The organism is Pseudoduganella dura, from assembly GCF_009727155.1.
In the GTDB taxonomy this organism is placed as follows: Bacteria; Pseudomonadota; Gammaproteobacteria; order Burkholderiales; family Burkholderiaceae_D; genus Rugamonas; species Rugamonas dura.
The window spans coordinates 1,384,159-1,403,337 of the sequence record NZ_WNWM01000002.1; the positions used below are offsets into that span (position 1 = coordinate 1,384,159).

Below are 19,179 nucleotides of genomic sequence, written 5' to 3' on the forward strand. Positions count from 1 at the left end.
GCATGCCGGCAACGCCCGATCCGTTATCCGGTGCAGCCACCAGAACAACGGCCGAATTACATTGCCGATATTTCGTGGCAACGTACTGTGACGATACGATTACTTGCCGAAGCATCGAACAACAAAACCAGAACCCGACCCGTGGTCCGCCCGGCAATCACGCGATCGGTTATCGATGTTCATCCTTGGCCGACCATGACTGCCTTCTGCGATGCGCTATAGAGCTGTCGCGCCTGACATCAATGACACTGCGGTGTACTGCAAGCGTTTTCGATCATATCACAGTGACAACGAGTAATTTCATGATGCGATTATTTAGTGATTATAAGAAATAAGTTCTTTCTTGCAACAACTACGAGCCACGGATACTAGGCGCGTGCAGGTGCCGATGATTCGGCCCGCAGTCAAGTCCCACGACCTTGCGATGTTCTCGATGCGTCGATCTTGTCCAGCAAGCTGGCGGAACGGCGATGATCGAACTTACGGGCGAACAGCTTGCCGGATGCATACAGCTGGTCAAAATCGCGGTCAACGAGGATCGCGGGGTCTTCGCGTTCCGGGTTCCAATCAATGTAATGCAGCGACGCCTTGTTTTCGTTCTTCATTTCGCCGGGTGGGCGGTGGCCATCCACATCGAACAGGTTCAACGTGGATGCATGGGGCGAGTTCAGGACAATGGTCTGGAAAAAGATCTCATCGCTACAGGAAACGCTGCGAAAGAAATCGATAAATCCGCGATTACGTGGTTCATGCGTGAAATCGACGATATGGCGTGCAATCGGCTGGCTGATGCACCAGGAAGTCGAACCGCGGTAGGGCTGCATGCCGTCGATGAATTTCCGGTCAGGCATGCGCGAGCAAATCTCCTTGACGATCCTGCCAGCCGCGCGCTGCAAGAAGCGAGTAGGCAACATGGCATATGCATCGTAGAAGCAATGTTTTCGAATCTTGTTGATCATAGCGGTCCCGTCCGCCAAAGCATAGAAGTTCATATAGCTGCGGCCCGGGTGACGGCCCAGAACTTCAAGAAGATGGCTATGCGAGTACAGGGGATAGTCGCGACCGCTGAGGAATATATAATAATCGTGAGCACCGGCCCGCACGGCCTGCTCCAGCAATCGCAGCATCGATTCGACTTGCGAATATCCGCCCCAGCTCACTTTTACCGGATTTGGCACGAAAGCGACCGGCACGCCGGGACATGCGGCAGCGAATGGTGCGGGATCGCTTTTTGCATCGATATGCGCATATATTGCCACGTCCTCCGCATGGACAGCAGCAACAAGCCGCCCGAAAAGTTCCGGCTGGTCGTGGGCCAGTATCATATAAGCAATCCGCATTATTTCCTCATTATTCAATTCATTCGCGGCCAGTGAAAATCAGCATGCCCGACAATGGCAATGCCGTGCCGTGCTGTCGGTGCCAGCGATGCAGGCGGGCGCGACGCTGCAAGCTGCGTATCCGGGCGCTTGACCATTTCGTCGTGGATACTGAACGGCAACTGTTATCGCAGGTCACGACGAAGGCGCAGCGCGAGATGCTCATGTCAAACGGGGTTAAAAAAGGTATGCATTCCGGTGGGGCCTGTACAACGCGACTGGACAAATACGAACGCTGCCAGAACTGATTTCCCGTGACAAGTGCCTCCTGCTAACCCGCCTGTGCTCTTCCGCCCCGCCATTTTCGGAACCGAAGTGCCATTTTTGGCGAAAATCCTGCCACCATCAGCAGGGAAATCAGCCAATGCTGGGAACATGCGCGCCAGCCGAGCCGTAATTGACGGAATGCCTCGGCGCGATCACCATACTCCAGGTACTCGCGTGCCAACGCGGAGCGGGAATCCCCCACCAGCCTTAATGCGGAACGACGTTGTTCCCCGGTCAGCTGCCCGCTCAATGCGCGCTGCTGCAGACGTTCAAAATAAGGCAACATGCCTTTGGGACGGAGCATCATCAAACTTCCGGGCACATCGATCCGATAGCCCACAAGCATTACCGAACAATAAAGGAGCGTGAATTTTTCGCTCAGACGGAACCATAAGTCCTGGTCCTCCCCATGGGATTCGCCCACCGGGAAACATGGCTGCATTGCCGCCAGCTGCATGCGCCGGATCGCCACTGAGTTGGTATGCACCCCCGGATGATGTTGGCGCAACAACTCGTAATAATTACTCTGCACTGAAACCGGCAAAGGCTGTGGTGGCCTGGACAAATCGCCCGGTACATATTCCAGAGCCCGGTGATAAGCACAACCAAAGAAAACAATCTCCGGATGTTCGGCTGCGAGCGCTGCAACAGTTTCCAGGTAATATGGTCCGTACCAATCGTCGGCATCGAGAAAAGTCACGATGTCGCCCGTAGCGGCATCGATACCGCGATTACGCGCCCGCGACACCCCGCCGTTGGGCTGCCTGATCAGTTTTACACGTTCATCGTCGATCGCACCTACGATGGAAGGTCCATCGTCGGTAGAGCCGTCATCGACGACAATTATCTCGAAATGCCGATAGGTTTGCCCCAGCACCGACTGGATAGTGTCATATACATATCTTCCCTTATTATACAAAGGGATAACAACGGAAAACGATAACATTATGAAAAACCTCTATTTCGCATAATTGACTTCCTGCTCCGGCGCGCGCATTGTGGGCGATTGGCAAACTGCATCCAGTCAGCACGAAAGTTAATAACAATCAGCAATTCTTCAATACGGAAGCCAGTCTGCGCCTATTAAGCAAATGCCAGGAACCCGCTTGTCCCCAATCCTCGTACCGGGTGCCGGATCGCCTTGGCGGCAAACCCGGGCGACAACTTCCCGCCACGTGCGGGCAGTGGAAAATCGACCTTGAACGCTGCAGCCGGCTGTCTGGCGGATGTCCGTCACCGGTGGCGGCGGGATTAACCGCCAGCCACGAAGCCTGTTTCGACAGCCTTGTCCCCGCCACTGCCGCCGGGAAGTGCAAGACGTATTGACCAGGGCTTTCCGTACTGTCGTGCTCCCGATGCAGGACTAATACAGGAGCCTCTGACCAGCGGCGCCGCATTGGCGGCAATGACAGTAACTACCATTTCCGCCATGGCAGTTTCTCACCCGCATTTAGAGCGTAAATAGCCGTCCAGCCGCGCAGGAACCGGGGGGCTGAACCGCCCGAGCAGCTCGATCACCGTACGGCCGAGTACATTTGGCCACGCGAGTACGAGGACCACTGGCAGCAGGGTTCCGCAAAGGGCTCCTGCGGCGAATTGCACTGCCGGGATCTCGCCCGCCGCCGCGCCCATTCCGCCCATGCAGCCGGCCGCGGTAACCGCCATTAACAGTGCCGCTCGCCATGCGATGCCCAGCAGGCTGGCAGCATCGGCCTTGACACGAAGGCAAGCCGTCGTGGCGATGACGAGGGCCCGCGCCAGCAGGGTACCGCTGGCAACGAATGCTACGGCTACCGGCCCCTGCCCGGCAAAAAGCCACAGTGCCACCCCTGCACCCAGCAGGACCGGCACCTGCAACAGGCTCTCAAGGTGCTTGCCGCCGGTATTCCACAGGATAGGCGTCGACAATCCCCAGCATACATAGGCCGGCATCGCAAGCGCCAGGATCGACAACACGGAGCCGGAGGTTTTCCATGCGGGGCCGTACATCGTTGCAATGAGCGGCGACGCAACGCACGACAGCAGCACGAACGCTGGCGCGATCAGGATCCACACACTGGCCTGCACCGACAGGTAGGCGGAACGCAAACGCCCGGGATCGTCTTGCAACTTTGCGCCGGTGGCAAGGAAAGCTGGCTGTAGCGCCGAGATGAACAAGGAGTTGGGTGTATTCGCCAGGTTATAACCCACCGTGTACAGCCCTACTGCATGCGCGTTCAGGAAGCGCCCCAGCAAGAAGCGATCAAGGTTGTTCAGGAACCAGTTGCACAGGTTGGTGAAGAATACGGTCACGCCGATCGAAGTCGACCGCCGCGCACCTTCGTACCACAGCAGCGGTTTGAGCGAATGCGGTGATTTGATGAAGGTCAACACCAGCGCAGATACCGATTGCGAAAGCCATGCGCCAACCAGTGCCCATACCCCTGCCCCCTGCCACGCCATCGTAACGCCGACGAGCAGATAGCCGATTACGTAGCTGGTGATCTGAATGATGTTCAACATACGAAAATCGAGCTTGCGGCGCAACAGATTGGTACCAGGCGTTACCAATGCACTTGAAATGCATGTCAAGCTCAGCCAGCGGATAATCTCCACCACGCGGGGCTCGTTGAAATACTTGGCAATCCATGGGGCCAGCGTGAACAGCAATACGGCCGATGCGATGCCTGACACCATCTGCCAGGTCACGGCAAACCGAATGTCCTCGTCGGTCAACGTCTTGTGCTGCACCAGCCCCCATGAAATGCCGAAATCGGCAAGAAAAGCGCTGAGGGTCAGGACCAGCAGCCCCATTGCGAACAGACCATAGCTTTCCGGCCCCAGCAGGCGGGCCAGGATCACCTGGGTCAGTATCTGGAGACCAAAGCGGATGACTGTTCCTACCGCCGCCCACTTGACGGCGGTAACGCTCTTCCGGTTGATATCGCTGCTCATTTGAAGCCACCTGCCTGCACAACTTTACCCATCAGAAAGTGCCGATCAAGCGCGTGCGCTCCTGCGGCGGCAGGCTGGCGATCAGCGAGCGAACGAAATCCTTGTGGATGCCGAACGCGCGCGTGGTGTCCGTATCGATCGTCGATACGCGCACCAGCATCCCATCCGGGATCGTGCCGGTCAGGCCGATGCGCAATTCCTGGATACGCTGGTCGATGCCACTGCGGGTGACCTTGTCGCCGATGGTGACCCAGTATGTGATCGGTTCGCTGCGCCCGCCAGCCACGGCAAGCAGGTTCCGCACGGGCAGCACGCCTTGCTGCAACTGCACCTCGGCAGGAACATTGCTGCGCACATCGAAGCCCTGGGCTGTATAGCACGTCTCGGGCTTGTGCAGACCCATCTGGTCGCTCTGGTCACCGCCATAGGCCATCGACAGCATCACCCGTGCGCCTTCGCGGTTGATATAAGTACGCGACAGCGTCTGGTTGTAGATGCGGTTCAGGCGCGCCTGCGTATCCGGGTCGACCTGCAGGGGAATCACCGTCGGATCGAGGCGCCATTCGCCGAAGGCTTGCGGGATCTGAGTTTCCAGATCGAACCGGGCGCGTTTATCCGCCATCTTGGCGGTAGGTGCCACGCCATAGGTAACGGCCGCAGTCGATGCCATCAACACGAACAGCACTGCGCTCAAGGTCATTCTTTTCATGCTTTTGCTCCATGCGGCGCGCGACGACGGACAAACCATTGCAACAGCGTATCGACGGAAAGGATCAGGATCAGCGCCGTTATGAACAGCACCATGCCGGCAAACCCGTGCAGGAAGCCCTGCCCCGCCTCGTCGCCCAGGTAATACGTGACCAGGGTCAGCACGATCACACGGATCACGTTGGCGGTGAAGGAGATCGGGATGATCAACAGCGCCAGCGTCAGGTTACGAAACCCCGAGGTATGCCGTACGACATTCAGGTAGAACAGGCCCAGCGCTTCCAGCGTCAGCAGGGTCTGCAGGCCGGCGCACGCATCGGCCACCAGCAACTGGTACTGGCCAATCTGCAGGATCACGCCGCTGCGGGCAATCGGCAACCCGGCCGAGTACAGGATGTGCTCCACCACGTACGAAACCGCCATCTTCATCGGCATTGTCAGGGCGCTGACCACCGGGCCCGGCAGCGGGACGAGGAACAGCATGAAGAAGAACGGGAACCACAGCACGCGCATTGCCGGTTTGCCGCGCGTGAGCAGCAGCAGACCCACCGAGAGCACCAGCAACGACAGGATTTCGAACGACAGGATATGCTGCGAGCGGCCGAGAACGTACAGTGGCAGCGAGATGGCGAGCAGTACCCAGCCGCTGGATGTGGGCTCGGCCGGCTTCGTCATCATCAGCGGCGTCTTGCGCCATATCAGCCACAGCGACAGCGCCAGGATGATCGGGCCATGCGCCTGTTCTTCCGTGGTCCAGGTGCCGGTAAACAGGCGGTAGAGCGTTGGACCCAGCAGGCACAGGAAGCCCGCGGCGATGGGCAGGAATTCCGGTGCCGGCTTGCGCCATACGGCCTGGTCTTCCTGCGCTGACAGTTTCTCGGCCATGTCCATCAGAAGCTCACCAGGACGGAACCAACGATCTTCACCCCATTTTGGGCCAGCTGATCGCTCAGCTTGATGACCTCGTTCAGGGGTGTGACATCCTTGCGGGAAACCAGCAAAACACCGCCGGCACGTGCGGCAACGGCAAGCGCATCCGATCCCGTGCCGCCCGCCGGCACGTCATACAGCACCACGTCGAAGCGGCTTTCCAGCTGCACGCCCAGCGCCGTGAAGCCGTCACGGCTCAACAATTCCTGCGGGTTCGGCGGCAGCGTGCCGGCACCGAGCACCGACAAATCGACGAACGACTCGATCCGCGTTACCGCGTTCAGATCGGCCCGGCCGGCCAGCACGTCCGACAACCCCTGCCGCTGCGCGAGGTTGAACACTTCATGCTGGCGCGGCTTGCGCAGGTTGGCGTCCACCAGCAGGGTCTGTTCACCCAGTTGCGAAAACACGACCGCCAAGTTGGCCGCGAACAGGCTTGCCCCATTCCCGGCCTGTGCGCTCATGATCACCAGCGATTTGTGACCCCGGGCAAACCAGCGCAGCATCAGCTGGCTGCGCACTGCGCGCAGTGCTTCCACCTGCGGGCTGAACGGGTTATAGGCAGCCACCAGTTGCGGCGAGTACTTGCCTTCACCCGGCTGCAGGTAGGGATAGTCGAACTGGCGTGCCAGCACCTGCTGGATATCGGCTTCCGTGACGAGGCCGAGGCGCTGCGCCGCCTCGCCGAAGCGGATACCCAGTTCCTTCTGCATGCGCAGCACGCGTTCTGCGCCTTCCGGCGTGATCTTGCCCGTCTCCAGCAACAGGCCACCGATGCTCGTCCCGGCATTTCGGGCCGGGGTAGCGGCGGCCAAGGGAATAGTTGCTTGGTTCATCACAATCTCCAACAAATCAGGTTAAACGCGGACGACGCGGCAGCAGGGATCCCAGGGCACCGGTACGGCGCTGGCTGGTCTTGTTCCACTCGATCGCGCCCAACAGCGGAATATCGAGCGAATCGGACAGGTCGCCCGCGGAACGTACGCGGCGATCCAGCAGTTCCAGCACGAAGGCAAGGCCAAAGCCGAGCAGGATGCCGAGGAATACGGACAGCAGCACATTGCGGAACACTTTCGGACCGTCCGGTTCGGTCGGCACGACCGCCGGGTTCAGGATGGCGATATCCGACTGTTCGGCCTGGCCCTCGATACGGGTCTGGGAACCGCGCTGCGACGACACATCGAATGCGCGCTGGGCATTTTCGACATCTCGCAACAGCACGTTCATTTCGTCCCGCGTGCGGTTCAGTTCCAGCACCTTGGCTTTTTGCGCCGCCAGTGCTTCGCGGATCTGCGCCTCGCGCTGGCTCAGCACCGTGGCATTGTTGCCGACGCTTTGCGACGTCAGGCGGATCTGTTCGTCGAGTTCGCGGCGCAGCTTGGCCACTTCGGCCTGTGCGCTCAGGTATTGCGGGTGATTGCGGCCCAGGCGCTGCCCTGCTTCGGCCAGTTTGCCTTCGGCGCCGCCCAGGGTCAGGCGCAGGTTCTGAATGACCGGGTTGCTCGCCACGTCCGGCGATGCCGCCATGCTGCCGCTGGCCATGCTCTTGCGCGAGCTGGCTTCCATCAACTGCGCCTGGGCCGCCACCAGCTGCGCGGACAGATCGTTCAGGCGATTCGACTCCACATCGAGGCGGTTGTCGACGCTGACGATGCCATGCTCCTGCTGATACTTCGACAGGCGGCTCTGCGCCTGTTCCACGTTGTCGCGCAACAGCTTGGTTTGCTGGTCGAAATAATGCGACGCGCGGCGCATCGGGTCGACTTTCAGCTGCACGGTGGCGCGCATGTATTCTTCCGCGAAGGCATTGGCCACGGCGGCGACGAATTGCGGCTCGGAGCCGCTGAAAGCCACATCGACCACGCTGCTCTCGCGCGACGGGGTCACGTCGAGCTTGCGCAACAGCAGGCCGGCAAGCCAGCTGTTGATCGAGCCGACGCCGCCCGTCGCTTCCTGGAACTGGGCCTGGACAGCCGGGCTGTTGGCCAGTTGCAGACGCTCGACCACACGGATCGCAACGTTCTTGCTGCCGATGATGTCGAGTTGCGTTGCCATGTAGGCGGGCAGCAGCTGGCCCGGCATCATCACGCCGGTCAACGGATCGACGCCCTTGTAGTTCAGCAGCAGGGTACTGCTGGCCTTGTAGGACTTCGGCAGCAGCAGGCTGACTGCGAGCGCGGCTAGAACGACCACCAGCAGTGTGCCGATGATCACTTTTTTGCGCGCCCAGAGGATCAGCAACAGTTGAGTGAGATTCATGAATACACCTTAAACTTGAGAAACGGAATCTGTGTCAGAACAGGCTTTCCTTGACATAAACGATGTCGTCGGTCTTCAACAGATCGTCGTGCTTGGCATCGATGACCTGGATCTTTCCTTCCGCATCGCGGCGCTTGATGCGCATGCCGCGTTCGGTGCCGCGTGGCGTCAGGCCACCGCCTACCGCCAGCGCCTGCAGCACGGTCATCGAACGCTCGAGCTTGAAGGCGCCCGGGCGCTGCACTTCACCGTAGATATAGAACCGTGGCGCGCGCTCGACATACAGGATGTCGTCGGCCGACAGCTCGACGTCGCGCTGCAGTTCGCCGGTGCGCAGCATCTCGACGATATCCAGGGTTTCCTTGGTCACGGCGCCGTTGCGCTTGCGGATCAGGGTCACGATATCGGAACCGTCGAGATTGGCGCCGCCGGCGAGGGCGAGCATGTCGAGCACGGTACGCTTGCCCTCGATCGGATAACGGCCAGGACGGTTGACCAGGCCCAGCACGGATACCTGCTGGCTGGACAGCGAAGTGACCAGGATCGTTACCTGCGGCTTGCGCAGGAACCCGCCGCTTTCCAGCAGGCCGGCGATCTTCTTCTCGGCTGCCGGAATTTCCAGGCCGCCCACCTGCACCGGCCCGATCAGCGGGAACGTCAGGATGCCGCTCTGGCCGATACGCGTCTCCACGTTCAGATCCGGACTGCCGTAGACGGAAATCCGCACCACGTCACCGGCACCCAGCGTTGCATCGGCGGCATTGGCCAAACCCATGGCAAAAGTCATCAACCCTGCCAAAACCCACATAACGATACGTTTCATATTAGTTTTCCCCGATTTCGTTGATATCGTGATGTTTATTTCAGACCAGCAACGCCCCGCGCGTTAACGTCCTCGGACGTTGCCGGGCTCGTTGCCGTCGCCGGCGCAGGGGCCGTGGCCGGTGCAGGAGCGGCGGCAGGCGCCGTTCCCGCCGCCGCTGCCGCCGCAGGCTTGGCTGGCTGGTTCATGTATTCGATCTTCGCCGTCGCGCGCAACTGCTTGATCGCCGCATCCGCGGCTTCCTTGTTCTTCTTGTTGAACAGGAACTGTTCGATCTGCGGACCGGCCTGTTCCAGTGCGATCGGCGCATCCTTCGTGTCGGCGATCGAAATGAGCAGGCTGCGCGTGCCTTCGCGAACGATGAACAACTGGCCCTTCGGCATCGCCAGCAGGCGCGTGCTCAATTCAGGCGGCAGTTCCGTCGTGCTGCGCACAAGCTGGGCGCGGGCGTACTTGACCTTGTTCTGGTCCAGGAAAACTGCCACTTCTTCCAGCGACTTGGAGGAATCGATGGCTTTCTTCACATCGTCGTTGAGGTCCGCGGTGGCGAGCACCAGCTGCCGCATGTCGAATTGCTTGCGGTTCGAGAACAGCTGCGGGTTCTGGGTGTAGTAGGCCTGAACCTCCTCCTTCGTGGGCCGCGCCACCGTGCCAACCCGCTTTTGCAGGTAAGCCTGGGCGATGATCGTCGCCTTGGCACGTTCGATGGCCTGCACGACCTTCGGATCGCGGTCCATCTTTTCCTTGACGGCTTCGCCCTGCAGCAGCTGTCGGTCGATCAGCGACTCGAGCAGCTGCTTGCGGGCAGCTTCCTGCTGAGCCACCTGTGGATTGACGCGCGTCAACTCCTCATTCAACTGCATGACGGTGACCTCTTCGCCATTCACGCTCGCCAGTGCCTGGCCCTGCTTTTTCTCGGCCTTTTCGCCACAGGCGGTCAATGCGGCGGCAGCCAGTACGAGCAGGCCGGCACGCAATACCTGGCGATGACGGAAGCGGCCATGGGAGGATGCCAGGCTGTGGTATTCAGATTGTTTCAAGAGATTTCTCCGGTTCCATGAGTTGCGCCGTGGCAGACAGCCGGGCAAGCGGTTCTGTAAATTTACAAGATATCAGATTAGAATCAATTTGACAACATATATTACTTATAGGCATCAGCCCAAAGTGGCTAGTATTGCAACATCTGGCATTGTATCGAATAACTTTCGCCAGTCGATTCAAATTAACGGTGCTTAAGGTTCGCTTCAGTGAGCGTTTTCCCGTGCCAGCACGACCTTCACGGTCTTCAGGATAATCCACAGGTCCAGCCATAGCGACCAATTGCGGAGGTAATCGAGGTCGTACCGGATGCGCGCTTCCATCTTGTCGAGTGTCTCGGTTTCACCACGGAAGCCGTTGACCTGCGCCCAGCCGGTGATGCCCGGCTTGGCCTTATGGCGCAACATGTATCCCTTGATCAGCTTGCGGTACTGCTCGTTGTGCGCGACCGCATGCGGGCGTGGGCCGACGATGCTCATCCGTCCCTGCAACACATTGATAAACTGCGGCAACTCGTCCAGCGAACTTTTGCGCAGGAAGGCGCCGACCTTCGTCACCCGCTGGTCATTCTTCTTGGCCTGCACGACGGCGGCGCCGTCTTCCGTCACCGTCATCGAGCGGAACTTGTAGACATAAATCTGTTCGCCATACAAGCCATAGCGGCGCTGGCGGAAAATCACCGGACCTGGCGAGCTCAACTTCACGGCGATCGCGATGGCCAGCATGATCGGCAACAGCAGCAACTGGATGACCAGGGCCAGCACGATATCGCTGGCCCGTTTCAGCAGGCTGTTAAAGCCCGTAAACGGCGTTTCGCAAATGGCAATGACCGGCATGCCGCCCACGTTGTCGAACCGGGCCTGCATCAGGTCGAACACATAAATGTCAGGCAGGAAATAGACCGACGCTGTCGTATCCTGCAGATCGTCCAGCAATTTGCGAATGCGCGGCTGCGCCGAAATCGGCTGGCTGACAAAGATCATCTTGATGTTGTTCTCGCGCACATAAGCAGCCACATCGCACATCTTGCCCAGGATCGGATGTTGCAGGTCGTGGGGGCGCCGGTCTTCCATGCGGTCGTCGAAAAATCCACGTACCTGCATGAAAAGATTCGGATAACGCTCGATCGTGCTCGCGAATTTGATGCCGACATCGTTGGCCCCGACGACCAGCACGGAACGCACCTCGCTGGCCTTGGCCGGATCCGAACCTACCTTGCGCACCGCCAGGTGGCTCACCAGCAGCATGAAGGGCGTGGCAATGAACCAGCCGAGCACCACGCGATCCTCGTAATGATACGCGAGCCCGCTCACGTTGCCGAGGAAGACAAGGATCACGGCCGTGACGAGCCAGCCGCCGATGATGTCACGCGAATAGGCCAGCATGCGGCCGCTGCGCCAGGTGCGATAGGGATCGATGTGCTGGTAAACGGCGGACGAAATGAAGAATGCGAGGATCATCAGCACCAGCGAATAACCCGTGAAAGGGTCGCCGAACAACATCGAACACGCGTAGAGCGTGCCCATGATGATCAGGGGATCGAGAACGCGCTGGAAAAACGAAATGAGGGGAATATCGTTAATGGTCATTACACTGCTTCTTTAGAACTGCACGCTGGCATTGATCGAGATACCATTTGCGCGGTAGTCGCTGGTGCCGGCAAGGGGGCTGCCGTTGCGGTTTTCGCGGAACGCCGTCACGCCGAGCTGGCTGCGCAGGGTCGGCGCATAGCTCAGGCCCAGCTGCACGCTGTTGAGCTTGTCGCGCGTTTCGCCCGTGAAGGTGGAGGTGGACAGCTGCTCGAACTCGCGCGTCTCGTGCCGCACGTTGGCAGTGGCCTGTACTTTTGCCGAGATATCCCATGCGGCGCCAAGACTGCCGCCCTTGTTCAGGCTGTTGCTTACAACCAGACTTTCCACGGCGGCAAACTCGCGCCACAGATCGGCGGTGAACTTGACCTTGCCGAGCGGCGCCCACACGACTGTCGCACGGCCGTTCGCACCGCTCGCATCGCGGCTCGATGTGCGCTCGTACTTGCGCTTGGCATAGCCCGCCAGCACCTGGATGTTCGTGACGCCGGAGAACCGCCAGTTGATGTTGGCCTTGAGCTCGTCCTGCGTGTAGTTGCTGTCCAGCGTGACACCGCCGATCGTGCGCGGGTTCAGATATTCCCCCTTCAGCTGGCGGGCCACCAGGCCGACCCGGCTGCCGCTCGGCGCCAGGTAATCCACACCTGCTTCCGCCGCGTCCTCGGTGCGGTTGTTTACGCGCTGCACGACGAGCTCGTACTCGTACTTGTTCCGTGCGTATCCGGCACGCACCTGCCACCTGGGATGCAATTTCCAGGCGCCATTGAGATAGGCGCGGCGCGATGTCCGCAGGTTCCGCTGGCTGGTGTTGTAATCCGAAAACGGCGTGAGTGTCTCTACATAGTTACCGCCGACATTGCCGGAAAGGCGGTTGCCCACCTCCCACGCCAGATCCGCCTTGAAATCCTTGCCGTTGTAGTCGAACTGGTCGTAATGATCGAACGTGACCCGCGATATCTTGGCGGTAGCGGTCAGGCGCTGCCTGCCGAACGGCCGATCCACAATAATCCCTGCCTGGCTTTGCGTCATCCGGTCCGACATCTGCGTAAAGGCAGACGCTTCCTCCGCCAGCCGCAGCAGATTGTCATCGTAGGTATAGCCGATCGCGACGAAGGGATGAATCGTGTCACTGATTTCCGCGGATGCTGCACCGCAATACAACGCTGCGGCACAAGCCACCGGCAGCAGGCGGCACCGGATGAATGCACTAGAACTCAACATTATGATGTGGTCTTTCCAAGTATTAACTAACCTGCAATCTTACCAGTACGTCCAGTTGGCAGTCGCAACGACCCAGACGCCAAGCAGGCCGTTGGTGACGGCGTGCGCCAGGACCGCGGTCCAGAGATTGCCGGTTCGCATATAGAGCAGGCTGTAGGCGATCCCGGCAACGATGCCGGCGAGCCATAGATTATGCTCGACCCCGAATAATATCACACTGACAATACACGCCTTCAGGCCGACGGCAGCAGGAATCACGTTGAGGAAGTCGTTCCGCTCAATCCAGCGCATCAGGAACGACCGCCAGAACAGTTCCTCCATGACCGGCACCACAAGCGCGGCGCCGGCAATGCGCAGCGTTACCAGCAGCCAGTCGATGCGGCCATCGGCCGCGGTCGGGTTGAAACCGGCGGAAACGCCCATCTGCATCCAGGCCGCATCCAGGTTGACCCACAGCACCAGCACCAGTACGCCGACGGCGACAGCAGCAGCGAGCGCCGTCCAACGGACCGGCTGCCATGCCAGCTCGGCATAATGCCGGCGGTATATCCACAGCACCGCGACCACCGCGGCGATCTTCACCGGGTAAAGCCAGCGCAGGTCGTCGGTGGTCAGGCCCAGCCGGGCCAGCAGATCGGCAATGGCGATGAACGCCATGTAGATGGCGAATGGCAGGATACGTGCGGTGGAAGCCCGCTGGAAGAAGCCCGCAGCCTCGGCGGTCGGGATGGCGGCGGGGGTGGGAGATCGTTTTTGCTGGGCCGTCATGAACAGTTGCTCTCGTGTGATTGCGGGCCACTCCCGCGGGCCCAGTTTTTGCCTATTTTACAACATCATCATTCAGATGACGAAGCAAAACGTGCATCATAGCAATCAAGCGGGCAGCAACCGCCGATTCTGACGAATATTTGTTGCACTGCGATGAAATCGCCACATTGTCATGCGCGCGACTCGAATGTCTCCCATCGCTCCAGCGCGTTCATCAGTTCCGTGTCGATGGCGGCGATGCGTTGCTGCACCGCCGTTGCCTCGGCCGGCGTCTTCTTGTAGAAGTCGGGATCGGCGAGCGTGGCGTTCAGCGTGCCCTGCTCTTCCTCGAGCGCGGCAATGAGCCCGGGCAGCGCATCGAGCTCGCGCTGCTCCTTGAAGCTCAGCTTTTTCTTTGCCACCGGGGCCGGCGCGGCAGGCACGGCCTCCCGGGCCTTTGCTTCGCCCTTCTTCGATACCGCCGCCGCGGGAGCGCTCGCGCGCATGCGCTCCCAGTCGCTGTAGCCGCCGATGTATTCGCGCCATGCGCCGCCGCCTTCGGCGACGATGACCTGCGTGACGACGTTATCGAGGAACATGCGATCGTGGCTGACCAGGAACACGGTGCCCTTGAAGTCCTCGAGCAGCTCTTCCAGCAACTCGAGGGTATCGATATCGAGGTCGTTGGTCGGCTCGTCCAGCACCAGCACGTTGGCCGGCTTGGCGAACAGGCGTGCAAGCAACAGGCGGTTGCGCTCGCCACCGGACAGCGTGCGCACCGGCGAACGGGCCCGTTCTGGTGCAAACAGGAAGTCGCCCAGGTAACTCATCACGTGCTTTTTCTGACCGTTGATTTCAACCCAGTCGCTGCCCGGCGCGATGGTTTCGGCCAGGCTGGCTTCCTCGTTCAGCTGGGCGCGCATCTGGTCGAAATACGCCACCTGCAGCTTGGTACCCTGCTTGACGGTACCGCCGTCCGGCGCGAGCTCGCCGAGGATCAGCTTGAGCAGCGTGGTCTTGCCGGCGCCGTTCGCGCCGATCAGGCCCACCTTGTCGCCACGCAGGATCGTCGCGCTGAAGTCGCGCACGATGGAGCGCTCGCCGAAGCCCTTCTGCACATTGTCCAGTTCGGCCACGATCTTGCCGGAACGTTCGCCGGATGCCACTTCCAGCTTGACCTGTCCCTGCTGGTCGCGACGGACGGCGCGCTGGTCGCGCAACCGTTCCAGCCGGCGCACGCGCCCCTCGTCTCGGGTGCGGCGCGCCTGCACGCCCTTGCGGATCCACACTTCTTCCTGCGCCAGGAACTTGTCGAACTTGGCGTTTTCGATTTCCTCGATCGCCAGCTGCTCGGCCTTGCGCTCCTGGTAGGCGCTGAAGTTGCCGGGATACGACATCAACTTGCCACGGTCGAGTTCGACGGTGCGCGTCGCCACGTTGTCGAGGAACGAGCGGTCGTGGGTGATGAACAGCACGCTGCCGCGGAAATCGCGCAACAGGCCTTCGAGCCACTGGATCGACGTGAAGTCGAGGTGGTTGGTCGGTTCATCGAGCAGCAGCACGTCGGGGCCGGCAACGAGCGCGCGCGCCAGCGCCACGCGCTTCTGCATGCCGCCCGAAAGAGTCTTCATCAGCGCATCCGGTCCCAGGCTCAGCCGCTCCAGCGTCTGCTCCACCTTGTTGTTGATGCTCCACGCATCGGCCGCATCGAGGCGCACCTGGATCTGGTGCATCCGCTCCATCAGCGCATCGTCGTCGCCCTGCCCGAACTGGCCGGTCAGCGCATCGTATTCCTTGAGCAGTGCAGGCAATTCGCCCAAACCGGACGCGACGGCATCGAACACCGACATTTCGGGATCGAACACGGGCTCCTGTTCCACATACGCGATGCGCAGCCCCTGCTGCATGACGAGCAGGCCGTCGTCGAGCTTTTGCTGACCCGAAATAATTTTCAGCAGCGACGACTTGCCGGTGCCGTTGCGGCCGATCAGGCCGACGCGCTCGCCGGTTTCCAGCGAAAACTCGGCATGGTCGAGGAGTGCATGGTGGCCGAAGGCCAGCTGCGCGGAAGAGAGGGAAAGGACTGCCATGATCAACTTTTTAATGCGTGGAACCCGGCATTGTACCGACACCCTGCATTCAGCACGAAAAATTTCCATCGCCTCGGCTATAATTGCGCTCGCCTTGCGTCCTCCCCGTAGCACAATGGATAGTGCACATGCCTCCTAAGCGTGGGATACTGGTTCGATTCCAGTCGGGGGGACCACCGACCGGCATGACATAGGTCCGCATCAAACTTCGGTCTGCATCAACATCGGCTTGCATCTAGAACCCGCCCCACCCTTCCGGCATGGCGGGTTTTTTTATTGTCCATCAAGCCTGGCGAGCCTTGCCGCGGCGGCGGCGTGCGCCCAGGCCGACCAGCGCCAGCCCCACGCCCAGCATCGCATACTGACCTGGTTCCGGCACCGCCGTAACGCCGAAGCTGTAGTTGACGCTGTTGAGCCCCGCTGCCGCGTAGCCCAGTCCGGTGACACTGGCAGCGCCCCGGAATGCGCCGTCGACGGCGATTGCCGAATGGGACGTCACTGGCGTGCCGACCGCCAGCGGAACCGTGCCCGAATCCGAGCCGCCCGAGTACATCTCGTAGTAGAAGTATGCCCACTCGACGCTGCCGCCGATCTCCTCGCCGGGGGCGAAAACCCCACTGCTGAACGCGCCACTTGTATAGACGTTTTCAAGATCGTAGGTGCCGAATCCGCTGCTGCCGGTCGACTCTACCGTGGCGGAGCCAGTCGAGGCGATATCGTTGTTCAGTCGATATCCCGTGTGAGCGACGGCGATCAGACTGCGTTCGAATGTACGCGTGAAATCCACGCCAGCCGTGAAGACCGGTCCCTGGTACGGATCGGCCGCGCCTTCGCTGACGTTCGCGCGCTCGTAGACATTGCCCGGGCTGACAGAAATCGAATTGCCGCTTACCGTGGCCCCCAGGGTCCAGAAATCGGCATCGTAATAGAAGTCGACGTTCGTTCCACTGACCTTGACATAATCTGCTGCCTGGGCCGCACCGGCAGCCAATGCGAGCACTGCTGCGATGTATTGCGATACGCAATGTTTCATTTTGATCCCCTAGAGAAGATGTGCAGGGCTCCCGGCGAATGCCGATCCCGTCGACAGAAGATAACAGAAAGTCAATACAAGAATACAACCGGCGTTGCTTTTTTTGTTCTCTGTTGTTTGCCTGGAACGAGGAGAATCGGATAGCCGCACATGTGCAACGAATCGGCCAGCGTTTCGGTCACAAACTGGCGTTCGATGCACCAGATGTCGATCATACAATTACTATTTTTTCGTTGAAATACGCGGAAATACGCTGCCCGCCAGCCAGCCGGGACAGTCTGGATCCATGCTTTATTGTCCAGTTCGCTTTATATATTTCGTGCAAAAAGAGGATTGCGTTACTTGGACGTACAGCGCGGTAATCCGGTGGCGACCCGACTGCATCTTCGCGGCCCGCGACCACATCGGGAAGATGTACCGGCAGCGGCTCGCCCCCTCCGCAATGCAACCGGGATTGCACTGCAGCTGTGCCAGGCCAGCCAAGTGGTGCATTCAATATTGGAATATGGAAATAATAGAATCTCGAGAAGAACAAGTAATGACTCGTGATCAACATCGTAAATTTCATGAAACTATGAAAACGGCATTCCGTTCAGTTCCGAAAATTCGGTTAATACGTGCAAATCAAGCCAGCCCGCTTCGGGTTGCATGGGCTGCTGGCGCAAGCAGTATTCGACCAAACAATAAATTTCATCTGACAAATTACCTTGAAGAAATTAATATTACATATGAAGGACATGCGTATACTTCATCACAATAAAATTCTCAGTTGCTTATACCAATATCAGGATAATCAGGAATTAATGAAACACCCATCCATCGCTTTATTGTAAAATTTCCATCTTTTGATTTCTGGAGCCGACATGCGCATTACCTGGCACGCCGCCCCCGCCCGCGACTGCAATTGTTTGAAGCAGTGCGATACATTCCAAAACCCGGCCGAGTGCGGCAGGATCGCACGATGATCCGCTCATTCGAAGGCGCACGCGGGCTGGCCGCGCTGCTGGTGGCGCTGTTCCACCTGCATCTTGCCCTGTTCGTGCCGTTCATCGCGCAAGGCTACCTGTTCGTCGACCTGTTCTTTGTTCTCAGCGGGTACCTGATCTGCTCGATCTACACGGAGCGGCTGACACAGCGCGACCAGTTCGCGCCATTCATCGTCCGGCGCTTCGGCAGGCTGTTTCCGCTGCTGATCGCCTCCACGATCGTCTACCTGCTGGTCGTCAATGGCGTTGCCTTCGTCAAGAACGAGGCGGTGGCACGCGGGCTGACGAAGTTCTCCAGCGGCATATCCGCCGTGCCATATACGGTACCCACGCTGGCCGAACTGTCGGCCACGGTGACGATGACCCACGCACTGGGACTGTTCGACCGGCTGATCCTCAATTCAGTCAGCTGGAGCATCAGCGTCGAGTTCTACACCTACCTGCTGTTTGCCGCCATGTGCCTGCTGGCGCCCGCCCGATTCCGCATGGTTGTGTTCGGGATGCTGGCAATCGCCGCGTACATCGTGACCGTCATCGCCAGCGTGGTGCGCCACGATTGTTTTGCAGCAGGTCATTGCATGGACGTTACCTATGATTTCGGCTTTGCGCGGTGCGTGGCGGCGTTCTTCCTCGGTGCGCTCACCTGGCATGCGGGCCGGGGCCTGGGGCAGGTGAATGACCGGACACGTTCGCGCCTGCAATGGATTGCGCTGACGGCCCTCGTGCTGATCTTTTCACTCGTCGAACGGATGCCGGTGCTGACTTTCGCATGTCCGCTGGTATTCGCGCTGCTGGTATTTTCCCTGGAGCGCGACACCGGCCCGCTGGGCACCCTGCTGCAACGCCCCGTGTTCCAGTTGCTGGGAGAACGCTCGTATTCGATCTACATGGTCCATCCCATCCTCTTGATGGTGCTCGAACCGGTGCGGAAGAAATTGCACCAGCTGCCGGGCGGTGACGCGCTGCTGCTGGTCGCGTATGTCTGCATCGCGATCTGGATCGCCGGCTATAGTTACCGGTGGATCGAGGCCCCCTGGCGGGGTTACTTCAACCGCATCGCAGACCGGTTGACGCCGCGCAGGGCAGCCGACGCCGCTCCGCGGTCACAGGTGCGCAGGCGAGTCTGATGTCATTCCGCCGCCGGCCCGGCCCGCCGGGCTCCGGCATCACCGCGG

General features: G+C 59.8%; 16 protein-coding genes and 1 tRNA gene. 2 read left to right on the plus strand and 15 right to left on the minus strand.

The window, feature by feature from the left end; genetic code table 11:
- Positions 1 to 404 precede the first annotated feature (404 nt).
- The 13 genes from GJV26_RS06245 to GJV26_RS06305 all read right to left on the minus strand — a co-directional run bounded on the left by GJV26_RS06245 (position 405) and on the right by GJV26_RS06305 (position 15,985).
- Positions 405 to 1,325, minus strand: coding sequence for a beta-1,6-N-acetylglucosaminyltransferase (locus tag GJV26_RS06245; protein WP_173346161.1), 921 nt, complete (start codon positions 1,323 to 1,325; stop codon positions 405 to 407).
- Between the two features lie 325 nt (positions 1,326 to 1,650).
- Positions 1,651 to 2,592: a glycosyltransferase family A protein gene (locus GJV26_RS06250; RefSeq protein ID WP_155708072.1), complete on the minus strand. Its 942-nt coding sequence runs from the start codon at positions 2,590 to 2,592 to the stop codon at positions 1,651 to 1,653.
- A gap of 494 nt (positions 2,593 to 3,086) precedes the next feature.
- The gene (locus tag GJV26_RS06255) at positions 3,087 to 4,580 is read right to left on the minus strand and encodes a lipopolysaccharide biosynthesis protein (RefSeq protein ID WP_155708073.1); all 1,494 of its coding nucleotides are present in this window, start codon (positions 4,578 to 4,580) and stop codon (positions 3,087 to 3,089) included.
- A gap of 31 nt (positions 4,581 to 4,611) precedes the next feature.
- Positions 4,612 to 5,289: an exosortase-associated protein EpsI, B-type gene (epsI, locus tag GJV26_RS06260; RefSeq protein WP_155708074.1), complete on the minus strand. Its 678-nt coding sequence runs from the start codon at positions 5,287 to 5,289 to the stop codon at positions 4,612 to 4,614.
- Complete coding sequence (gene xrtB / locus GJV26_RS06265) at positions 5,286 to 6,173, minus strand: exosortase B (protein WP_155708075.1); 888 nt, start codon at positions 6,171 to 6,173, stop codon at positions 5,286 to 5,288. Before xrtB ends, epsI begins: the two co-directional genes overlap by 4 nt.
- Positions 6,174 to 6,178: 5 nt before the next feature.
- The gene (epsG, locus tag GJV26_RS06270) at positions 6,179 to 7,054 is read right to left on the minus strand and encodes a chain length determinant protein tyrosine kinase EpsG (RefSeq protein ID WP_155708076.1); all 876 of its coding nucleotides are present in this window, start codon (positions 7,052 to 7,054) and stop codon (positions 6,179 to 6,181) included.
- Positions 7,055 to 7,070: 16 nt separating this feature from the next.
- A complete protein-coding gene (gene epsF / locus GJV26_RS06275; protein ID WP_155708077.1) occupies positions 7,071 to 8,477 on the minus strand; it encodes a chain length determinant protein EpsF in 1,407 nt (468 codons plus the stop codon).
- A 34-nt stretch (positions 8,478 to 8,511) separates the two neighbouring features.
- On the minus strand, positions 8,512 to 9,252 hold the full coding sequence (gene epsE / locus GJV26_RS06280) for a polysaccharide export protein EpsE (protein WP_229419189.1): 741 nt from the start codon (positions 9,250 to 9,252) through the stop codon (positions 8,512 to 8,514).
- Positions 9,253 to 9,335: 83 nt separating this feature from the next.
- The gene (locus GJV26_RS06285) at positions 9,336 to 10,340 is read right to left on the minus strand and encodes an EpsD family peptidyl-prolyl cis-trans isomerase (protein WP_229419190.1); all 1,005 of its coding nucleotides are present in this window, start codon (positions 10,338 to 10,340) and stop codon (positions 9,336 to 9,338) included.
- A gap of 204 nt (positions 10,341 to 10,544) precedes the next feature.
- Positions 10,545 to 11,927 (minus strand): undecaprenyl-phosphate glucose phosphotransferase, encoded by a 1,383-nt coding sequence (locus GJV26_RS06290; protein WP_155708079.1) that lies wholly within the window; start codon positions 11,925 to 11,927, stop codon positions 10,545 to 10,547.
- Positions 11,928 to 11,939: 12 nt separating this feature from the next.
- Entirely contained in the window at positions 11,940 to 13,106 is a 1,167-nt protein-coding gene (epsL, locus tag GJV26_RS06295) for an XrtB/PEP-CTERM-associated polysaccharide biosynthesis outer membrane protein EpsL (RefSeq protein ID WP_229427907.1), read from the minus strand.
- 81 nt (positions 13,107 to 13,187) lie between these two features.
- Positions 13,188 to 13,916 carry a CAAX prenyl protease-related protein gene (locus GJV26_RS06300; RefSeq protein ID WP_155708081.1) on the minus strand — a complete coding sequence of 243 codons (729 nt, stop codon included), beginning with the start codon at positions 13,914 to 13,916 and terminating at the stop codon, positions 13,188 to 13,190.
- Positions 13,917 to 14,086: 170 nt separating this feature from the next.
- Entirely contained in the window at positions 14,087 to 15,985 is a 1,899-nt protein-coding gene (locus GJV26_RS06305) for an ATP-binding cassette domain-containing protein (RefSeq protein ID WP_155708082.1), read from the minus strand.
- Between the two features lie 101 nt (positions 15,986 to 16,086).
- Between GJV26_RS06305 and GJV26_RS06310 the strand changes: the two genes are divergently transcribed.
- A tRNA-Arg gene (locus GJV26_RS06310) sits at positions 16,087 to 16,161 on the plus strand.
- Between the two features lie 107 nt (positions 16,162 to 16,268).
- Here the strand turns inward: GJV26_RS06310 and GJV26_RS06315 are convergent.
- The gene (locus GJV26_RS06315) at positions 16,269 to 17,018 is read right to left on the minus strand and encodes a PEP-CTERM sorting domain-containing protein (RefSeq protein WP_155708083.1); all 750 of its coding nucleotides are present in this window, start codon (positions 17,016 to 17,018) and stop codon (positions 16,269 to 16,271) included.
- A gap of 71 nt (positions 17,019 to 17,089) precedes the next feature.
- On the minus strand, positions 17,090 to 17,233 hold the full coding sequence (locus tag GJV26_RS06320; protein WP_155708084.1) for a hypothetical protein: 144 nt from the start codon (positions 17,231 to 17,233) through the stop codon (positions 17,090 to 17,092).
- Between the two features lie 746 nt (positions 17,234 to 17,979).
- On the opposite strand from GJV26_RS06320, the gene GJV26_RS06325 reads away from it, so the two are divergent.
- The gene (locus GJV26_RS06325; protein ID WP_155708085.1) at positions 17,980 to 19,131 is read left to right on the plus strand and encodes an acyltransferase family protein; all 1,152 of its coding nucleotides are present in this window, start codon (positions 17,980 to 17,982) and stop codon (positions 19,129 to 19,131) included.
- The last annotated feature ends 48 nt before the right edge of the window (positions 19,132 to 19,179 follow it).